Below are 18,702 nucleotides of genomic sequence, written 5' to 3' on the forward strand. Positions count from 1 at the left end.
GCCACGATCATGCGTGTGGCGAAACGCCAGGAGGGTGGCGAAACCGCGGAGGGTCAGGCGGCGGGGCCCTGCGTGAGGGTGACCGCGGCCGTCTGCGAGGCGCCGGACGCGGTGGTCCACGTGAGGGTGACGACCTCGCCCGGCTCCATCTGACCGATCTTCGCCGTCAGGTCGTCGGCGCTCGCCACCGCGGTGCCGTTGACGGCGGTGATGACGTCGCCCGCGACGAGCCCCACCTCATCCGCCGGGGTGCCCGCGATCACGCCGCCGACGGTGGCGCCGGATGCGGTGCTGCCGGATGCGCTGCTGCTGCTGCCGCGTCCGGTGCGGCTCCCGGAGGCGGATCCGGTCGGCGCCTGTGCGACCTCCACCCCGAGGAATCCGGGGTAGCCGATCTCGATCGTGTCGGTCTCCGTGCCGGCCTCGATCTGCGATGCGATGTCGAGTGCGGTCGAGATCGGGATGGCGAAGCCCGTGATGTCGGTCGAGCCGCTGGAGGCGGCGGTGTCGATCCCGACGACGTCGCCCTGCGCATCCAGCAGCGGCCCGCCCGAGTCGCCCGACACGATGTCGGCGTCGACCTGGATCAACCCGGTCAGCGTCTCGCCCGTCACCCCGGCCTCGCTCTGCGTCGTGATCGTCTGGTCGAGCGCGGCGACCGTGCCCGACGCGGCCACGAGGTCGCCCGTGCCTCCGGCGTTGCCCACGGCGGTGACCGCGTCACCGACCGCGGCCGAGCCGGAGGTCTCGAGCGACGCCGTGGTGAGGCCGCTCGCGTTCTGCAGCTGGAGCACCGCGATGTCGTGCGTCTTGTCGGTGCCGACCACCGTGGCCGTGTAGGTCTTGCCGGTCGTCTCATCCGTCACCTGGGTGGCCGTCGAGCCCTCGACGACGTGGTTGTTCGTGAGGATGAGGCCATCCGAGGTCAGGATGATGCCGGTGCCCGCCGACTCGGCGCTCTGGTAGCCGAGCTGCGACACGATGGTGACGACGCCCTTCTTCTGCGCGGCGGTCGCGGCCACCGCGTCGGTGCTCGTGTCGGTGCCGCCGCCGGCGCCGCTGCCGTACTGCTGGCCGTAGTCGCCCTGGCCGGGGATGAGGAGGTACGGCGAGGAGCCCTGGCCGGAGGCGCCGCCGTCGGTGCTCGTGCTCCCGCCGGAGACGTGGGAGTCGACCGCGGCGGCGGCGGGGGTGCCGAGCGAGGAGCCGAGCGCGTATCCGCTCGTGCCCACGATCGCGGCGAGGGCGAGGCCCCCGGCCACGGCGAACGCTGCGGTGCGGCGACGGCGCATCGCCGCGCGGCGGTCGCGGCGCGGGGGCTGCGGAGCCTGGTCGGCGTAAGGGCCCTGGCCGCCGGGGGCGCCCGGTCCGCCCGGCGCACCCGGGCCGCCCCGTGGCGCCGGCGTGCGGCGCGGAGTGCGAAGGCCAGTACGGCGATGGGGATGCGGCGGAGGCGGGCGCAGTGCGCGCGAGGTACTGCTGCCACGCGGCCCACTGCTGTGCGGCGGCCTGTCGCTGTGCGGCGGCGAGCCTGGTCGCGTGGTCGTCGCCGTCTGCGTTCTGGTCGCCGATCGCAACGGGGGCGCCGCTGGCGGCGGTGACCGCACCGGGGTGGGTCCAGCCGTGGCCATCGTGGCGCATCCGGAGGGTGTCGCTCGTCGCTCCGGTCGTCGGCGTCGTCCCGGGCTCGGTCGTCGCCGCGTTCGACGCGGGCTGGGTGGGGATCTGGTCGCGCGGCGTCTGGTCGTCGGCGCCTGTGGGCTGCTGCATGGTGTGTCCTCGGATCTCGTGCCTGCTGGAGTGACTCCATGTCACGACCGCCGGCCGTGCGTGGACTTTCGCCCGGCTATGACGCACCTATGACTGCCTTCGCGGTCCCTGTGAGGCCGGGCGGATTCGTGCACGGGATGATTCCGCCGCACGTCTCCTGTGGCCTCACCGCCGAAGGCGAGGAGATCGGTGCCCCTACACGGCGTGATGGACTGCGGATGCGGGTTCCGCCCTCTCTCCGCACGCTCGAGGCCGCAGGGGCGTTCTCCGCGCGCAGACGGGACGCAACCCGCGACTGACGCTCGTCCGTACGGCGGCCAGGCCCACATCACCGGCCGGCGGGATCGCCCGCGCAGCCACCCGGTTTCGCGATCCCCTCGAGTTCCGGCGGGTTCCGTCCGATCGCTGCACCCTGAAGGCCGCAGGCACCCTTACCCGGTGCAGGTCGGGCGCAACCCGCCTGGACCCCCTCGGCGCCCCGCGGCAGGCCCCGCTGTGCCGCCGCGGCAGGAGCTCAAGGGAAGGTCGAGGAGGGGGCGGAGGCGCCGAGGCCGGAAGTCTCCGTGCGGTCGACGAGGGTGTGGTCGGGAGCGAAGTGGAAGCCGACGACGGACCACGCCGAGACCTCGAGGAGGGTGCCGCCCTCCGTGCCGCGCCCTCGAAGTACCAGACGGGCGCCGCCGCGAGCGCCTCGGGGGTCGTGATCTCGCGCTTGCCCGTCGTGAGGTAGCGGTACTCGTGCGGCGGTCGGTCGAGGCAGATCGACAGCTTGTCGGCGCGGAGCACCGCGCGGTAGGGCGCCAGGAGCGCCTCGGCTTCGTCAGCCTCGCCCCGGAGGAAGCGCTCGGCGAGAGCGATCAGCTCGTCGAGCTGCGCGGCCGCGTCGGCGAGAGCGCGGTCGTCGGGGTCGGAGGCTCGCAGCCCCGCCATCCGCTCGCGCAGCGGGAGGAAGTCGCTCAGCGCGTAGTCGACCTGATCGTGGTCGAGCGACCCGCCGCCCGACACGAGATCGTCGCGGTAGGTGCCCACGTGGGTCTGCACCGACGCGATCGCCGCCTCGGCCTCCGCCGAAGGTGGCTCGGCATCCTCGGTCGTGGCATCACCATCGTCAGGCTCGGACAGGTCTACGAACCGGGAATACCACGCGGCGACGTCGATGTCGTGATGAACGTAGCCGCCCCAGACGGGACTCCCGTCGGCGAAGATGAGGAGATCGCCATTCAAGTCGAGCTCGGCCGGCCCTTCCGTGACGAGGACACCGTCATCGACGCGGAACGCGAGGGTCTTCGACTCCGACGCCGTGGAGAAGGCCATCGAGTACTCTCCCCGATTCGCGAAGAGGTCGAACGATCCGTCGTCGGAGTCTTCACGCACATCCCATGCCCTGATGAACTCCGAGTCGGTCACATGGAACGTGACCGACTCATCACCGCTTCCGAACGTGGTCACGTACGAGCCCTCGATGTCCACATCCTGGGTCTCGCCGTCAAGCTCCAGAACCACGTCGATGTCGTCCAGCTCGAAGGCCCCAGGCATCCACGTCCCGGTCCGGAACCACGGAGCCTCCGGGTCTCCTGACGCCTGGATCGCGATGAAGTCCCCGGGAAGCTCGGCAGGCCGCGCATTCCACGAGCCCTCATCCTTCTCGACGATGACCGTCCCCGAGAACAGCTGCATCCCATCTGCGCGGATCTCGAAGGACATCTCCCCTCCCGCGGTGACGACAGGCCCGTCCGGGAGAAGCGCTCTCGTGGAGACACCCTGATCGTGCGCCGACATCGGCAGCTCGTAGGAGTGGCCGGCAATGCTGAGCTCCATCGTGGTCACAGCCCCACGCACGTCGGCCTCGACGAGCGGGAGCCAGCCCTCGACCCCGTCTCGCGACACGGTGTGCGCGCGGATGAGCAGGGACGAGACGACGAGAACGGCCACGGTTCCTCCTGAAAGACGAGCAGTCCTCATCATAGCTGAGGATGCGTCGCCTTTGGTCTATCACCTATTCAACAGGTGTAGTGTTAAGTCCGGCCTCGCGCCCGTCGAGGCCGGACTCGCCGCCCGTCGAAGGACCTCGAGCCCTCCACATCCGAAGCCGTCTTGGAGGCTGCATCATGTCCACCCGTTTCACCGACCGCGTCGTCCTGATCACCGGAGCAGGCTCCGGGCTGGGCCGCGCGACCGCCGTCCGCCTCGCCTCCGAGGGCGCGAAGCTCGCCCTCGTCGACATCTCCGAGAAGGGCCTCGAGGAGACCGTCGCCGCCGTCAAGGCGACCGCGGCCGACGCCGAGGTGCTCGTCGCGACCGCCGACGTCTCGAAGGAGGCCGAGGTCGAGGCCTACGTCGCGAAGACCCTCGAGGCCTACGGCCGGATCGACGGCTTCTTCAACAACGCCGGCATCGAGGGGCGCCAGAACCTCACCGAGTCGTTCACCGCCGAGGAGTTCGACCGCGTCGTCGCCATCAACCTCCGCGGCGTCTTCCTCGGGCTCGAGAAGGTGCTCGCCGTGATGCACCAGCAGGGATCCGGCTCGGTCGTCAACACCGCGAGCGTCGGTGGCATCCGCGGCGTCGGCAACCAGTCGGGCTACGCCGCTGCGAAGCACGGCGTGGTGGGGACTCACCCGCAACTCGGGCGTCGAGTACGGCGAGTTCGGCATCCGGATCAACGCCATCGCCCCCGGCGCCATCTGGACCCCCATGGTCGAGGGCTCCATGCGCCAGATCGACCCGGAGAACCCGCGCCAGGCGGCGGAGCAGTTCATCCAGGGCAACCCCACCAAGCGCTACGGCGAGGCCCCGGAGATCGCGGCCGTGGTCGCGTTCCTCCTCTCGGACGACGCCTCCTACGTCAACGCCGCGGTGATCCCGATCGACGGCGGCCAGTCGGCGAAGTACTGACCCGCATCCGCAGGTTCGGGGAGGCGGGCGCCATCGCAGGCGCCCGGCCTCCTCGCGCGTGAGGCGGATCAGTGCGACGCGGGGGCGTCCGTTCTCAGGAGAGTCGCCGCAGATCGTCCGTTCTCAGGACGATCCGTCCTGAATCGGGCCGTAGATCCTGAGAACGGCAGGAGGGCACGGCCGCAAACGCGGCGCGGATGGCTGCCCGCGGGGCACGGGGCTCAGACGGGGGTGGACTCCGTGGAGAGGGGCTCGCGGGAGTCGGCGTCGGCGGCGCCGGCGCGGACGGGGATGAGGAGGAGCAGCCCCACGACGAGCACCAGCACGATCCCGAGGATGCCCCAGTACTGGGTGCTCGAGCCCTCCGGCAGCACGGCGCCGGCGATGCTGATCGCCACGGCCCACATCGCGGGGGTGAGGAAGGTCGCGGCCTTGCCCGTGGTGGCGTAGAGGCCGAAGATCTCGCCCTCGCGTCCGGCGGGGATCTGGCGGGCGAGGAACGAGCGCGAGGCCGACTGCGCGGGCCCGACGAAGGCGCAGAGCGCGAGGCCGAAGATCCAGAACGCGGTCTGGCCGCCGTCGTGGAAGATGAACACGAGGATCCCGAACACCACCAGCCCGATGAGCGAGCCGACCATCACGGGCTTGGCACCGATGCGGTCGTCGAGGAGTCCGACGAGGATCGTGGAGATCCCCGCGACGACGTTGGCGGCGATCGCGAAGATGATCACGGAGCCGGCCGAGAAGCCGAACGACCCGGCGGCCAGCACGCCCCCGAACGTGAAGACGCCCGTGAGCCCGTCGCGGAACACCGCGCTGGCGATGAGGAACAGCACCGTGTGCCGGCGCTCCCGCCACAGCGTGCGCACGTCGCGGAACAGCACCACGTACGACTGGAGGAAGCCGATCCGGGGCGCCCGGGGCGCCGACGGGTCGTGGTACTCGGGCACGGCGAGCAGCACCGGCAGCGCGAACACCGCGTACCAGAGGGCGGCGACGAGCACCGTGGCGCGGATGGGGAGGCCGTCGGTGTCGGGCACGCCGAACAGGGCGCTCCCTCCGATCGGCTCGATGAAGCCGAAGTAGACGATGAGCAGCAGGACGATGCCGCCCACGTAGCCCATCCCCCAGCCGAAGCCCGAGACGCGCCCGATCGTGCGGGGCGTCGACACCTGCTGGAGCATCGCGTTGTAGTTGACGCTCGCGAACTCGAAGAACACCGTCCCCACGGCGAGCAGCACGAGCCCGAGCCAGAGGAAGCTCGGCGCGGGTTCGACGAAGAACATCAGCGCGGTCATCGCGACGACGACGTACGTGTTGACCGCGAGCCACAGCTTGCGGCGACCGCCCCGATCCGATCGCTGCCCGGTGACGGGCGCGAGCAGAGCGACCACCACCCCGGCGCCGGCCATGACCCAGCCGAGCGCGGCCGAGCTGGCGTCGGTGTCGCCGAACGCCGACGACGTGATGTACACGGTGAACACGAACGTGGTGATGACCGCGTTGAAGGCTGCGGACGCCCAGTCCCAGAGCCCCCACGCGACGACGTGGCCCCGGGAGGTGGTGGCTGACATGCCTTCACAGTACTGACGCCCGGTGAACGGGCGGTAGCGGCTTCCCCGCAACCCCCTCCCGGATGCGGACGGTCGGCCTAACGTCGATCGCATGAGCCCCGAGGACGAGACCGAGAGCACGCACGACGAGCTCACGGGCCAGACGATCGTGGTGACGGGAGCGTCGAGCGGATTCGGCCGGGGCGCCGCCCTCGAGCTCGCGGCCCGCGGCGCTCACGTCGTGGTCGCCGCCCGCCGCGGTGACGCCCTCCACGCGCTGGTCGCCGAGATCGAGACGGCGGGCGGGTCCGCTCTCGCGGTCGCGGCCGACGTGAGCCGGCTCGAGGACGTCGAGCGGATCGCCGCGAGCGCGGTGGAGCGCTTCGGCGACATCGACGTCTGGGTGAACAACGCGGGAGTGGGCGCGCTCGGACTGTTCTGGGAGATCCCGGTAGCGGACCAGGAGCGGATCATCGACGTCAACCTGAAGAGCGTGCTCTACGGATCGCACGTCGCGCTGCGGCGGTTCACCGACCGCGGCCGGGGTGTGCTCGTCAACGTGGGCTCGGTCGACAGCGAGGTGCCGCTCGCGTACCAGACCGTCTACGCCGCGACGAAGGCGGCGGTGCTGAGCCTCGGCCGCTCGCTCGCGGAGGAGCTGCGGCTCGCCGGACTCGACGATGTGAAGGTCGCCACCGTGATGCCCTACGCGATCGACACCCCCTGGTGGACGCACGCCGCGAACTACACCGGCCATGCGCCGCGGATGGCGATGATGGACGACCCGCAGCTGGTCATCGACGAGATCGTGAAGGCGTGCGCGCATCCGCGGACCCAGATGCCGGTCGGGCCGAAGGCCCGCGGCGCGACCGCCACGCACCGCTTCCTGCCGGGCGTCACCGAGCGACTCACCGGGCGACTGGTGGAACAGGAGGTGGAGCGGGCGTCGGCCTACCCGTCCGGCCCCGGCGCGATCTACGAGCCCATGGCCGGCACCCTCACGGTCGACGGCGGGATCCGCGCCCGGATGCGCGCCGAGGACGCGGCCACGAAGGCGGCGAAGAAGGCGGCGAAGAAGGCGGACGAGGCCGGCACGCCAGCGCCTGAGCCGGCGCCGGACGGGAGCCTGTGAGCCGAGCGCGGGACGCGCTCACCGAGCCCCGGGTGGAGTCGAACGGGTCACGACTCCACCCGGTGGGCAACGGCTCCTCCCCACGCTCGCGGATCGCGGCCCCCGAGGATCTCACCCTCGAGGGTGAGGTTCTCCTGTGCACAGGGTGAATTCTCACCCTCACACGTCCATGATGAGAGGATGACGGTCGGGGACGGGGTGGGGGCGCTGAGCGTCGTCGACGAGCTCGAATCGCTCACTCTGCGTGCGGTCGAGCTGAGACGTTCCGGGCGGTTCGCCGCGGCAGTCGAGCAGGTCCGGGTCTGCCACCAGCTTCTCGAGGTCGTCGGCTCGGACCATCTGCGCGCCATCGAGCCCGCCCTCGTCGACCTCCGGCGCGAGTGGGCGATCTGCCTCTCGCTCGCCGGCGACGACCTCGCCGGACTGCGCGCCTGGGAACGCGTCTGGGACACCGCCCAGGCGCACGGGCGCGCCGAGGTGTCGGCCCTGGCCGCGGCCACCGTCGCCTACATCCACGCCGTGCACGGTGACCGTCGCTACGCCGGCCTCTGGGTGGGCCGATCCGAGTCGATCGCCGAGCATCCGCTGGCGACCGCGGCGCGGGCGATGCTCGCCATCGACTGCCTGGAGCTCGACGAGGCCCAGCGCCTCGCTGACGCGGCGCAACCGCTCGACGGGACGGAGGCCTGGGCCGTGCTGGTCTGGCTCGACGCCCGCATCGCCTCACTGTCGGGTTCCACGCGGGCGGCGATGACGCGGCTGCGCGCCACCTGCCTGGCGCACTACCCGAAGCAGTGGGAGAGCGGCCTCAACTGGTACATCATCGCGCTGTCGACGCACCGACTCTCCCGCGAGGATCTCGGCGCCCCGACCCTGCGCCTCGACGTGGGCCGGGCCGGGGAGATCGCCGTCGAGACGAACAGCGTCGACGCGGCCCTCGCCGCGGTCGAGAAGGGCGACGCGATGGCCGCCCGCGCCGTGACGGGGCCGCTGCTCAACGATCCGGACCTCAGCATCCGGGCACGGGTGAAGATCGAGCTGCTGCACGCGACGGTGACCGAGGATGCGGCCGAGGCCGCCACCCTCATCGAAGCCGCGCTCGAGACGATCTCGCGCGAGCAGATCTACACGGTGCTGCTCGACGTGCCGGTCTCGGGACTCGAGGCCGCGATCGCGAAGCGGGCTGCGACCGACGAGCGGCTCGCTCGGGTGCTGCCGCGGATCCTGGGCGACCCGACCGACGAGCTGCCCGCGCTGACCCGGCGCGAGCGGACCATCTGGTGGTACCTCGGAGAGGGCCTGAACCTCAACCAGATCGCCGCCGCCGAGTTCGTCTCGCCCAACACGGTGAAGACGCACGTGCGTTCGCTGTACCGCAAGCTCGGAGTGAACACACGGCAGGCCGCGGTCGAGCTGGCCCGGACGCATCCGAACGGGCCCCTTCCGCCCGCATCCTGACCCTCCCGTCTCCTCTGCACTCTCTGCACGTTTAGGGTTGAGGGGATGGAGTTGGGCGTCTACGCGGTCCTCGCCGTCGCGGTGATCGTCGCGGTGGCCGCCTTCGCGAGGAAGCTCGGCATCGCGGCACCCATCATCCTCGTGGTCGTCGGCGTGGGGCTGTCGTATCTGCCGGGGGTGCCCGACGTCGAGGTGCCCCACGAGATCATCCTCGACGGACTGCTGCCGCCCATCCTCTACGCGGCCGCCGTCAGCGTGCCGATCATGGACTTCCGGCGCAACCTCGCCCCCATCGCGAGCCTCTCCGTGCTCCTCGTCGTCGTCACCGCGTTCGCGACGGGGTTCCTGCTCTTCGAGCTGCTGCCCGACCTCGACTTCGCCGCGGCCGTGGCGCTGGGCGCCATCATCAGCCCACCGGATGCGGTGGCCGCCACCTCCATCGGCCGCCGGCTGGGCCTGCCCCCACGACTGCTCACCGTGCTGGAGGGCGAGGGGCTCGTCAACGACGCGACCGCCCTGGTGCTGCTGCGGTCGGCCGTCGCCGCGTCGGCGGGGCTGCTCGCCTCGCCCTGGGCGGGGGTGGGCGACTTCTTCTACGCGGTCGTCGCCGCGGTGGTGATCGGGCTGCTCGCCGGGATCGTCACGGTGTTCGTGCGCTCGAAGCTCGACGACCCCGTGCTCGACACGGCGCTCTCGTTGGCCGTGCCGTTCGTGGCGTTCATGCCCGCGGAGGCGCTGGGCGCATCCGGGGTGCTCGCCGTGGTGGTCGCCGGTCTCTACACCGGGCACGCGGCGCCGTCGCGGTTCTCGCCGCAGTCGAGGATCAGCGACCGCATCAACTGGCGCACCATCCAGTTCCTGCTCGAGAACGGGGTGTTCCTGCTCATCGGGCTCGAGATCCGCACGCTCGTCGAGGACGTCGACGACTCGGTCCTGAGCGTGGGCGCCTCCGTGGGGATCGGACTGATCGCGACCCTCGCCCTCATCCTGCTGCGGTACCTGTGGATCGGGCCGCTGGTCTTCGGGCTGCGCCAGCGCGAGCGGCGGGCCGAGAGGCGCACGTACCGGTCGCTGCTCGCGCTCTACTACTACCGCACGCACCCGGTGACGACGAAGCGGCAGGCCCGCGTGCGAGACCGGCTCGAGCACGATTACGAGCGGCGACGCGCCGACCTCGAGCAGCAGCGTCAGGAGGGCATCGACTGGCGCGGCGGCGTGGTGCTCGGCTGGTCGGGCATGCGCGGCGTGGTCACGCTCGCCGCCGCGCAGTCGCTGCCGGACACGACCCCGTATCGGCCGCAGCTCATCCTGATCGCGTTCACCGTCGCCGTGGCGAGCATCGTGATGCAGGGTGGCACGCTGCCCGCCCTCATCCGTCTGCTCAAGGTGCAGGGCATCGACGCGCGGGAGGACCGCAAGGAGCTCGCCGCGCTGCTCGAGACGATCAGCGGCGCCGGGCTCGACGCGCTCGACGACCACGTGTCGGAGATGAGCGACGAGGTGGACCCCGACGTCGTGGAGCGCGCACGGCAGACCACGTTCCTGCGCACCGAGGCGGCCTGGGAACGTGCCGGCCGCCGCGAGCTGCAGGATCAGACGCCGCACCGGCAGTTCCGCGAGCTGCGGCTGCTCATCGTGGCCGCCGAGCGGGAGAAGATGCTCGAGCTGCGGTCGCTCGGCAGCTACTCCTCACGTGTGCTCGCCGAGGCGCAGTCACTGCTCGACCAGGAGGAGACGCGGCTGCGTCGCCGCCCGGGAGGCGGCGGGCACTGAAGCTCGGCACCGGTCGGATCGGCGCACGGGGGCGGTGGGTGATGCGGGTTCCGCCCGCTGCGCACGCGCCGGGCCGCCCGAGGAGGCGGTGCCGAGTCAGAGGCTCGCGCCGAGGAGGTAACCCGCGAACGCGAGCGCGACCGAGGCGGCGAGCATCCCCACGCCGTTGGCGAACGCGGCGCCCCAGCGGCGCTGCTGTGCCTGCCGGACCGTCTCGAAGCTGGCCGTGCTGAACGTGGTGTATCCGCCGAGGAAGCCGGTGCCGAGCACGAGCCGCCAGTCGTCGCTCACCACGTGCGAGAGGGCGAGGCCGGTGAGGAACCCGAGCAGCAGCGATCCGGAGAGGTTGATGACGGTGGTGCCCACCGGGTAGCTCGTCCGCACCAGCGACTTGATCGCGCCGTCGAGCACGAAGCGCGCCACCGCGCCCACGCCGCCGGCCAGCGACAGCAGCAGGAACAGGAGGGGGGTCACTCGGCCCCCTCCTTCGCCCGTCGCGGAGATGCCAGGGCGATGCCCGCGAGGGTCGCCCCCGCACCCAGCACGACGGTCGCGAGCGCGTAGACCACGCCGAGCCACGCCTCCGGACCGGTCAGCAGCACGGCACTGTCGGCGGCGAGGGCGCTGTACGTGGTGAATCCGCCGAGCACTCCGGTCCCGAGCCCGAGCCGGAGGAGGCGACGGCGGCCGGTGTCAGGTCCGCGCCTCGACAGCGCCTCGAGGAGGAACCCGAGCACGAACGCCCCCACGAGGTTGATGCCGAACACCGCCGCCGGGAAGCCGCCGACCGCGGGCACGGCGAGGCTCACCGCCTCGCGGAGCGCGGTCCCGATCGCGCCGCCCCCCGCCACGAGCAGGATCAGCCCGGGCCGCAGGTGCACGCCGCGGGGCGGCCGCAGGGCTCGCGGCTCGACGAGGTCGGAGTCGACGGGCAGCTCGCCGTGCTCCTCCCGCGGAGGGGAGCACGGGGCGCGAGAACGGCCCGGATGCGGGTCCGGCGGATGCGCACCGCCGGCCGACGGGGTCCCGCCCGCGGGGCGGGGATCCTCCTCGGGCCGGTGGCGCGCATCCATCACGGTCGGATCCTATTCGTCCGTACTGTCACGCGGCGGCACGCGGGTCGACGGCCCGGCGGAGGGGTTCCCCCGGCTGCGCCGCCCGACGAGCAGCACGACGGTGAAGACCGCGGCGAGCACGAGCAGTCCGCCCGCCGTGATCAGCCCCACCAGGACGGGCGGGAACCCGCCCGTCGTCTGCGCGTCCGACCCGCTCGTCGCGGTCGCCGAGGGGACGACGAACGCCGGGTCGGGCGTCACGGTCGGCACCGACGACGGGACGGGCGTGCTCGGCGCAGTCGGGTCGACCGTCGGGGCGGCGACCGGACCGGCGTAGGTGAACACGTACGTGCCGGAGACGGTGTGCCCGTCGCCCGAGACGTTCTGCCACTCCACCTGGTAGGCGCCCTGCGTCGTGGGCGCCACCGCCGTCGACAGCGTCGAGTCGGTGATCGACACCCGGCCGTCGGAGACGACCTGGCCCGACGGATCCGAGACGCGGATGCCGATCGCGGCACCCGCATCCGCGAACGGCGGCTCGTTGAACGTCAACGACACCGAGGTGAGCGCGTCCGACACGGTGGAGTCGGCGGCCGGACTCGTCGAGACGAGGTAGTCGTGCGCCGACGCGGGGGCCGCGACACCGACGGCCGCGGCGCCCGCCAGGAGCGCCCCGGCGACCGCCGAGGCGAGGACTCGGAGGCGGAGGCTCACGGGGCGCCTCACTCGGACGCTCCCCCGGTGCGGGGGCGGCGCAGCAGGGCGACCAGCGCGATCGCCAGCGCCACGGCGCCGAGCGCCAGCCCGCCGATCCCGAAGCCCAGGCCGAGGTCCGCGCTCGAGTCCGCTGAGGCGCTCGCCGACGAGTCCGCCGAGCCGGAGTCGCCACCGGAGGTCATCGTGACGCTCATCGAGCCCTCCTCCGCAGGCGGGGCGGCGTCGATGTACACGACGGGAGCCGGATGCTCGGGCTCCTGCCCCGAGGCGGGCGTCGGCTCGTTCCAGTCGACGACGGTGCCGTCGGAGTAGCCCTGGTGAGCCGGGAGCGTGATGCTGTCGACGTCGGGCAGCGGGCCGAGCTGCACGGGGAAGCGCTGGAACTGCGCCGTCTTGATGCCGACGCCGTCGTCCGCGGTCCAGACGATCTGGGTGGGCGCCTCGGTGATCGTCACGTCACCCTCGGTGACGGGGGCGGGAAGGGTGCTGGTGATGACCTTCGCGGTCCAGCCCGGCACGGGCTCGGTCGCGGCGAACGTCACCGGGGTGTCGGTCGGCAGGTCGACGGTCAGCGACGAGGTGGTCGCCGTGTCCGACTCGTTGGGCACGCGGAACGTGAGCACGGCGTACGCGCCCGCCGAGGCGGTGTCCGGGTCGACGTGCACGTGCGCGCTGGCCGCGAGCGGCGTGGCGAACAGCGCGCCGCCCGCCACGGCGAACGCGGCAGCGGTGGTCAGGAGGGCGGTCTTCTTGGTGATGCGTCTCTTCACGATGTCTCTCTTCACGAGGTGTCTGGTCCGGGCGCGCGCGCAGAGGCGCCGCACACCCTGTCGTCATGGATGCGCCCCGCGCTCCCGACGACGACCAACGATTCGTGGATCGTGGCGCGGGAGGCTCAGGCGAGTGCGGACTCGAAGCCGAGACGGGCGGGCGGGCCGCGGTGACGCATCCGTCCCAGGAGGAGACGGGCGTGCGGGGTCCAGTCGGGGGTCGACGCGACGACGGTGCCGCGCAGCCCGTGTGCCGCGACGGGAAGGAGCGACACGGCGCGAGCGACCACCAGCCGCAGACCCAGGTCGACGAGCGTGCCGAGGGCGGCCATCGCACGGGTTCCCCAGACCGCCACCGCGATCGTGGCGGCCGCCGCGACGAGGTGGGCCACCCACATCCATGCCCCGTCGTGCCCGGCATGCGCGCTCGCCCCGTCGGGAGACGCGACTCCGAGGGGGAGGGCGCCGAGCACCTCACCGTGGTGTCCGAGGTGCTGCGACCAGTCGACGCGGGAGTCGCCCGCGCCCACCCCGAAGAGCAGGTGGAACAGCACCTGGCTCGCCACGACGCTCACGACCAGGCGGGGGACGGTCAGACGCCGGCCCGCGAGGGCCGTGCAGACGAGGACGGCGAACGCGAACGCGATAACCACGCCCACCGCACCCGGCGCCGTCGACCCCGCAGCCGCGTGCGAGAAGGCGGCGAAGAAGGTGGCGAAGGATGCGGCGGCCGCGCCCCGGCCCACCCGCGTCCATCTCTCCACGTCGCCCTGCTCTCGTGAGTGCTGTCCGTCCAGCCTATTCGACGGTTCACCGCGTACCGTCGCGAGGGCATCGTCACCCCCGTTCGTGGGTAGGGAGCGGACAATGGCACACCAGATCACGGCGTGTCAATCCCGAATTCTTCATTTTGGGTTCCAGAGATAACTAGCTAGCCTGTCTAACGAGCCGGGATGCTCACACCCTACGGAGGATGAAGATGTCAAACTCAGTAGCAGTCCACGAGACGCACACCGAGGCCGCCGAGCCTGCCCCCAGCCTCAACATCCGAGGGGCATCGGAGGACCCGGTGAAGGACTACCTGCGACAGATCGGGCGTACCGCCCTTCTCAGCGCGGAGGACGAGGTCGACCTCGGACGCCGCATCGAGGTCGGCGTCATCGCCGAGGAGAAGCTGGCCACCACCGAGATCGACGATGCCGCGCTGAAGCGCGACCTCGAGTGGCTCGTGCGCGACGGCAAGGCTGCCAAGCGGAAGCTCATCCAGGCCAACCTGCGCTTGGTGGTCTCGATCGCCAAGCGCTACCTCGACCGGGGCCTGCCCTTCCTCGACCTGATCCAGGAGGGCAACATCGGTCTGGTGCGCGCGGTCGAGAAGTTCGACTACCAGGCCGGCTTCAAGTTCTCCACGTACGGATCGTGGTGGATCAAGCAGGCCATCAACCGAGCCCTCGCCGACAGCGGACGCATCATCCGCATCCCGGTGCACACCTCGGAGAAGATCTCCTCCATCACCCGCATGCAGCGCCGGCTCATGATCGAGCTCGGCCGCGAGGCCACCATCGAGGAGGTCGCGGTCGCCGTCGACCTGCCGCCGGCGAAGGTGCAGGAGCTGCTGCGCCACGGCCGCGACACCGTCTCGCTGCACACGCCCGTCGGCGAGGACGACGCCGAGCTCGGCGACCTCATCGAGGACTCCACTCAGCCGCAGCCCTTCGACGCCGCCGCACTCCAGCTGCAGCACGAGGACCTCGCTCGTCGCCTCGCGACTCTCCCCCCGCGCGAGTCGCGCGTGGTGGCGATGCGCTTCGGCCTCGACGGCGACGACCCCATGTCGTTCGACGAGATCGGCGAGGTTCTCGGCGTCTCGCGTGAGCGCGCCCGTCAGATCCAGCGCCGTGCGCTCGGCATGCTGCGCGAGGAGTACCTGCACGACTACCTCATCGCCGGCTGAGCCGGAGGGGTCGCATCCCCTCCGGACCCGGCTCGGGCCCCGGTCGCTTCGGCGTCGGGGCCCTTCCTCTTAAGGCGTCTGCTATGAGGTCGACTACGCGGGTCGGTATCCGCCACTACCTACTGGTCTTCATCTGAGTAGTCCCCAGTATTGACGAGTGCTCACCGAGAGCGTTTCGTGGGATCACCAGACCTGTACGGCATGGGAGGTGATGCGCTGTGGCACTCGAAACGGCTCTGCCCGCCGAGCGGTCGCGCGCGCACCACTGGCTGCGGATCGGACTCGCCACCGCCGGCGCCACCGCGGGTCTCGTCCTCGGAGGACTGCTCCTCAGCTCCCAGCCTGCGCACGCGCAAGACGGAGCCGGGCTGGGCGGCGCGCTCGGCGGGACCCTCAGCGCGGTGACCGACGCCGTCGAGACCCCGGTCTCCGGCGTCACCGACGCCGTGTCGACGCTCGTCTCCGGTACCGCGGATGCGGTGGCCGCCCCCGTCGCCGACATCGTCGAGCCTGTGGTCGCCGCCGTGCCGGATCCGGTCGTCGATGTCGTGGCCCCCGCCGTCGACGTCCTCCCCGAGCCCGTGGTCGAGGTCGTCGCTCCCGTCGTGGATGCCGTTCCGGCACCGGTGGACGACGTTGTCGCCCCCGTCGCCGCGGCGGTGCCCGGCGGGCTGACGGATGTCGCGGGTGCCCTCGGATCGAGCCCCGTGGCGGGCGTGACCGACCCGATCATCGGGGCGGTCGACGGCGTGGTCAACGGTCTCCCGGTCGTGTCCGACGTGCTCGGCTCCAACCCCGTGTCGTCGATCACCGACCCCGTCGTGGGCGCTGTCGACGGTGCCGTGGGCGGTGCGGCCGGCGGTGTCGTCCCGCCCGTGGTGGGAGCCGTCGAGCCCGTGCTCGGGGGCATCGGATCGGGCTCCGGCTCCGGCGCTCCGGTCGTGACGGTGCCCGGCATCCCGTCGATCCCTGTCGGCCCCGGCGCTCCGGGCGGCCCCGGTTCTGTGCTCGGCGACTCCTCCTTCGGCGCTGCGTCGCCCGCGGGGGGTCGCCTCTTCGACGTCGGCTGTGGCTGCCGACCGCGCCTCGTTCGCCGTCTCGGGTGGCGGCGTCGCCTCTGCGGGCGCGGGTTCTGCGGCAGCCACGGCCGTCCCCTCCTCCGCTCCTGCCGAGCCGGCCGCTCCCGCGCCGACCGCTCCGGTCTCGCCCGTCTCCCCGGCTCTGCCGTCGGGCGGCGCCGGAGCGGGCGGCGCGGGGGCGGGCTCGTCGGGCTCCGCCGCTTCGGCCGCCGATCTGACCGGCGCCGCGAGCGCCGCCCTCGCGGCGGGCCTGCGCGGCACGTCTTCCGACGACGATCTGCCGCCGGCCCCGGTGTACGACACCGACTCCTCCCCCGACTGAGTCGAGGATCCCGGACCCACCCGCGACGCCTTCGTCGGCAGGGCCCAGACGAGATCCCTCAGCGCGATCCACACGACCGTGTGCGCGCATCCGACTCAACACCTTGAAGGGGTGAGAAGCACCGTGAACAAGTACCTGTCACGAGGACTGTGGTTCGTCCTCATCACCGGCGGCCTGACGGCCGCAGGAGCGGGCATCGCGAACGCGGCCGAGACCAACGGGGACGACTCCGTCGCCGGTGGCAACCAGGCCATCATCAACGTCGAGCTGCCCATCAGCGTCAGCGGCAACGGCATCTCCGTCATCGGAGACGCCGGGAGCAGCGACTCCAGCGCCGCGGCACCGGCCGAGGCGTCGGCACCGGCACCGGCACCGGCTGAGGCGGCTCCGGCTGCCACGGTCGACACCAGCGGTTCGGACTCGATCCTGGGCGGGACCCAGGGCATCATCGACGTCTCGATCCCGATCGACGTCTCCGGCAACGCCGTCTCCGGCGTCGGCGACGCCACCACCGAGGACGCCTCCAGCGGCTCGGGCGACTCGGCTCCGGCCGAGGCGGCTCCGGAGACCAGCGGGTCGGACTCGATCCTCGGCGGAACGCAGGCGCCCGTGAGTGTGTCGGTCCCGATCGACGTCTCCGGCAACGGCATCGCCGTGATCGGCGACGCGTCTTCCGAAGGATCCACCACCGGTAACGGCACCGGCACCTCGGCCCCGGCCGAGCCCGCCGAGACCAGCGGGTCGGACTCGATCCTCGGCGGAGCGCAGGCGCCCGTGAACGTGTCGGTTCCGATCGACGTCTCCGGCAACGGCATCGCCGTCATCGGCGACGCGTCTTCGGAGGGGTCCACCGCCGGTAACGGCACCGGCACCTCGGCCCCGGCTGAGCCCACCACCGGCGCCACCACCGATGGAGACGACTCGCTCGCCGGCGGCAACCAGATCCCCGTCGACGCCACCGCCCCGATCACCATCGGCGGCAACGGCATCGCCGTGATCGGCGACGCCACCTCGGAAGGATCCACCACCACGGCCCAGCCCGGCACCGGCACCACCGGCGCCACCACCGACGGAGACGACTCCCTCGCCGGCGGCAACCAGATCCCCGTCGACGCCACCGCCCCGATCACCATCGGCGGCAACGGCATCGCCGTCATCGGAGACGCCACCTCGAGCGGATCCACCACCGGTAACGGCACCGGCACCTCGGCCCCGGCCGAGCCCACCACCGGCACCGGCGCCACCACCGACGGAGACGACTCCCTCGCCGGCGGCAACCAGATCCCCGTCGACATCACCGCCCCGATCACCATCGGCGGCAACGGCATCGCCGTCATCGGCGACGCCACCTCCGAAGGATCCACCACCACGGTCCAGCCCGGCACCAGCACCACCGGCGCCACCACGGACGGTGACGACTCGGTGGCTGGCGGCAACCAGGTCGGACTCGACCTCGGCACCCCGGTCACGGTCGGCGGCAACGGCATCGCCGTGATCGGCGACGCCACCTCGAGCGGATCCACCACCGGCGTCGTTCCCGGCACCGGCGGCTCCGGAGACGGTGCCACCACCGACGGCGGGGACTCCGTCGCCGGGGGCAACCAGGTGATCCCGGTCGTCGGGATCCCGGTGACCGCCGGCGGCAACGCCGTCTGCGTCATCGGCGACTGCACCACGGAGGATGCGACCACGGTCGTCACTCCCGGTACCGGCACGGACGACCCCGCCACCAGCGGTGACGGATCGGTCGGCGGCGGCAACCAGATCATCCCCGTGATCGGCGTTCCGGTCTCGGTGGGTGGCAACGCCGTCTGCGTGATCGGAGACTGCACCACGGTGACGCCCGGCACCCCCGTCGACCCTGTCGACCCGGTCGACCCGGTGGACCCCGTCGACCCGGTGGACCCGGTGGACCCCGTCGACCCGGTCACCCCGGTCATCCCGGTCACCCCGGTCACGCCCGGCACCCCCACCAACCCTGGTACCCCCGGAACCCCGGGGACCGGTGGTAGCGGCGCCGCCAGCGTGATCGCATCCGTCGGAGGCAGCGCTCCCGCCGCCACCACCGCGGGCACCGGCTCGCTGCCCAACACCGGAGCCGACGTCGCCCCCACCCTGGGCGCGATGATGCTCCTGCTCCTGGCGGGGCTGTCGCTCCTGCTGCTCGGAACCACGCGTCGGAAGGCCCAGCGCTAACCGCCGCACCAACCGGGGGAATCACCGC

General features: G+C 72.0%; 16 protein-coding genes and 1 pseudogene. 9 read left to right on the top strand and 8 right to left on the bottom strand.

Features of this window, described 5'->3' with window-relative positions:
• Positions 1-53: 53 nt before the first annotated feature.
• Complete coding sequence (locus ACFJGV_RS11495) at positions 54-1,262, bottom strand: S1C family serine protease (protein ID WP_378144072.1); 1,209 nt, start codon at positions 1,260-1,262, stop codon at positions 54-56.
• A gap of 386 nt (positions 1,263-1,648) precedes the next feature.
• Here ACFJGV_RS11495 and ACFJGV_RS11500 point away from each other — a divergent pair, with 386 nt between their 5' ends.
• Positions 1,649-1,804, top strand: coding sequence for a hypothetical protein (locus ACFJGV_RS11500; protein ID WP_378144074.1), 156 nt, complete (start codon positions 1,649-1,651; stop codon positions 1,802-1,804).
• Between the two features lie 161 nt (positions 1,805-1,965).
• On the opposite strand, the gene ACFJGV_RS11505 is transcribed toward ACFJGV_RS11500, so the two are convergent.
• The gene (locus ACFJGV_RS11505; RefSeq protein WP_378144075.1) at positions 1,966-3,702 is read right to left on the bottom strand and encodes a hypothetical protein; all 1,737 of its coding nucleotides are present in this window, start codon (positions 3,700-3,702) and stop codon (positions 1,966-1,968) included.
• 176 nt (positions 3,703-3,878) lie between these two features.
• Here ACFJGV_RS11505 and ACFJGV_RS11510 point away from each other — a divergent pair.
• Both ACFJGV_RS11510 and ACFJGV_RS11515 read left to right on the top strand, forming a co-directional pair.
• Positions 3,879-4,343 (top strand): annotated as a pseudogene (locus ACFJGV_RS11510) (SDR family NAD(P)-dependent oxidoreductase); the annotation flags it as partial.
• On the top strand, positions 4,321-4,665 hold the full coding sequence (locus ACFJGV_RS11515) for an SDR family oxidoreductase (protein WP_378144076.1): 345 nt from the start codon (positions 4,321-4,323) through the stop codon (positions 4,663-4,665). The pseudogene ACFJGV_RS11510 and the gene ACFJGV_RS11515, both read left to right, overlap by 23 nt.
• Positions 4,666-4,886: 221 nt before the next feature.
• On the opposite strand, the gene ACFJGV_RS11520 is transcribed toward ACFJGV_RS11515, so the two are convergent.
• The gene (locus ACFJGV_RS11520; RefSeq protein WP_378144077.1) at positions 4,887-6,239 is read right to left on the bottom strand and encodes an MFS transporter; all 1,353 of its coding nucleotides are present in this window, start codon (positions 6,237-6,239) and stop codon (positions 4,887-4,889) included.
• A gap of 91 nt (positions 6,240-6,330) precedes the next feature.
• Here ACFJGV_RS11520 and ACFJGV_RS11525 point away from each other — a divergent pair, with 91 nt between their 5' ends.
• The 3 genes from ACFJGV_RS11525 to ACFJGV_RS11535 all read left to right on the top strand — a co-directional run bounded on the left by ACFJGV_RS11525 (position 6,331) and on the right by ACFJGV_RS11535 (position 10,581).
• Positions 6,331-7,350: an SDR family NAD(P)-dependent oxidoreductase gene (locus ACFJGV_RS11525; RefSeq protein ID WP_378144079.1), complete on the top strand. Its 1,020-nt coding sequence runs from the start codon at positions 6,331-6,333 to the stop codon at positions 7,348-7,350.
• 180 nt (positions 7,351-7,530) lie between these two features.
• Complete coding sequence (locus tag ACFJGV_RS11530) at positions 7,531-8,808, top strand: response regulator transcription factor (RefSeq protein ID WP_378144080.1); 1,278 nt, start codon at positions 7,531-7,533, stop codon at positions 8,806-8,808.
• A gap of 45 nt (positions 8,809-8,853) precedes the next feature.
• Entirely contained in the window at positions 8,854-10,581 is a 1,728-nt protein-coding gene (locus ACFJGV_RS11535) for a cation:proton antiporter (RefSeq protein ID WP_378144081.1), read from the top strand.
• 96 nt (positions 10,582-10,677) lie between these two features.
• On the opposite strand, the gene crcB is transcribed toward ACFJGV_RS11535, so the two are convergent.
• From crcB to ACFJGV_RS11560, 5 genes are all read right to left on the bottom strand, one after another.
• Positions 10,678-11,055, bottom strand: a complete 378-nt coding sequence (gene crcB, locus ACFJGV_RS11540; RefSeq protein WP_378144082.1) for a fluoride efflux transporter CrcB — start codon at positions 11,053-11,055, stop codon at positions 10,678-10,680.
• Entirely contained in the window at positions 11,052-11,654 is a 603-nt protein-coding gene (locus ACFJGV_RS11545) for a fluoride efflux transporter FluC (RefSeq protein WP_378148706.1), read from the bottom strand. The genes crcB and ACFJGV_RS11545 overlap by 4 nt, the downstream gene beginning before the upstream one ends.
• Positions 11,655-11,666: 12 nt before the next feature.
• Positions 11,667-12,350, bottom strand: a complete 684-nt coding sequence (locus tag ACFJGV_RS11550) for a copper resistance protein CopC (protein WP_378144083.1) — start codon at positions 12,348-12,350, stop codon at positions 11,667-11,669.
• Positions 12,351-12,358: 8 nt separating this feature from the next.
• Positions 12,359-13,123 (bottom strand): YcnI family protein, encoded by a 765-nt coding sequence (locus tag ACFJGV_RS11555; protein ID WP_378144084.1) that lies wholly within the window; start codon positions 13,121-13,123, stop codon positions 12,359-12,361.
• Positions 13,124-13,248: 125 nt separating this feature from the next.
• A complete protein-coding gene (locus ACFJGV_RS11560) occupies positions 13,249-13,887 on the bottom strand; it encodes a hypothetical protein (protein ID WP_378144085.1) in 639 nt (212 codons plus the stop codon).
• Between the two features lie 215 nt (positions 13,888-14,102).
• Here ACFJGV_RS11560 and ACFJGV_RS11565 point away from each other — a divergent pair, with 215 nt between their 5' ends.
• From ACFJGV_RS11565 to ACFJGV_RS11575, 3 genes are all read left to right on the top strand, one after another.
• A complete protein-coding gene (locus ACFJGV_RS11565; RefSeq protein ID WP_378144086.1) occupies positions 14,103-15,077 on the top strand; it encodes a sigma-70 family RNA polymerase sigma factor in 975 nt (324 codons plus the stop codon).
• Positions 15,078-15,295: 218 nt separating this feature from the next.
• Positions 15,296-16,585: a hypothetical protein gene (locus tag ACFJGV_RS11570; protein ID WP_378144088.1), complete on the top strand. Its 1,290-nt coding sequence runs from the start codon at positions 15,296-15,298 to the stop codon at positions 16,583-16,585.
• A 4-nt stretch (positions 16,586-16,589) separates the two neighbouring features.
• Complete coding sequence (locus tag ACFJGV_RS11575; protein WP_378144089.1) at positions 16,590-18,674, top strand: beta strand repeat-containing protein; 2,085 nt, start codon at positions 16,590-16,592, stop codon at positions 18,672-18,674.
• Positions 18,675-18,702 lie beyond the last annotated feature (28 nt).

The organism is Cnuibacter sp. UC19_7 (assembly GCF_042699995.1).
Classification (GTDB): Bacteria; Actinomycetota; Actinomycetes; order Actinomycetales; family Microbacteriaceae; genus Cnuibacter.

Excerpts from the sequence above, each read along its gene's own strand:
- ACFJGV_RS11545 (WP_378148706.1), bottom strand. The coding sequence starts at position 11,654 with ATGGATGCGCGCCACCGGCCCGAGGAGGATCCCCGCCCCGCGGGCGGG.
- ACFJGV_RS11525 (WP_378144079.1), top strand. The coding sequence starts at position 6,331 with ATGAGCCCCGAGGACGAGACCGAGAGCACGCACGACGAGCTCACGGGC.
- ACFJGV_RS11535 (WP_378144081.1), top strand. The coding sequence starts at position 8,854 with ATGGAGTTGGGCGTCTACGCGGTCCTCGCCGTCGCGGTGATCGTCGCG.
- ACFJGV_RS11565 (WP_378144086.1), top strand. The coding sequence starts at position 14,103 with ATGTCAAACTCAGTAGCAGTCCACGAGACGCACACCGAGGCCGCCGAG.
- ACFJGV_RS11520 (WP_378144077.1), bottom strand. The coding sequence starts at position 6,239 with ATGTCAGCCACCACCTCCCGGGGCCACGTCGTCGCGTGGGGGCTCTGG.
- ACFJGV_RS11530 (WP_378144080.1), top strand. The coding sequence starts at position 7,531 with ATGACGGTCGGGGACGGGGTGGGGGCGCTGAGCGTCGTCGACGAGCTC.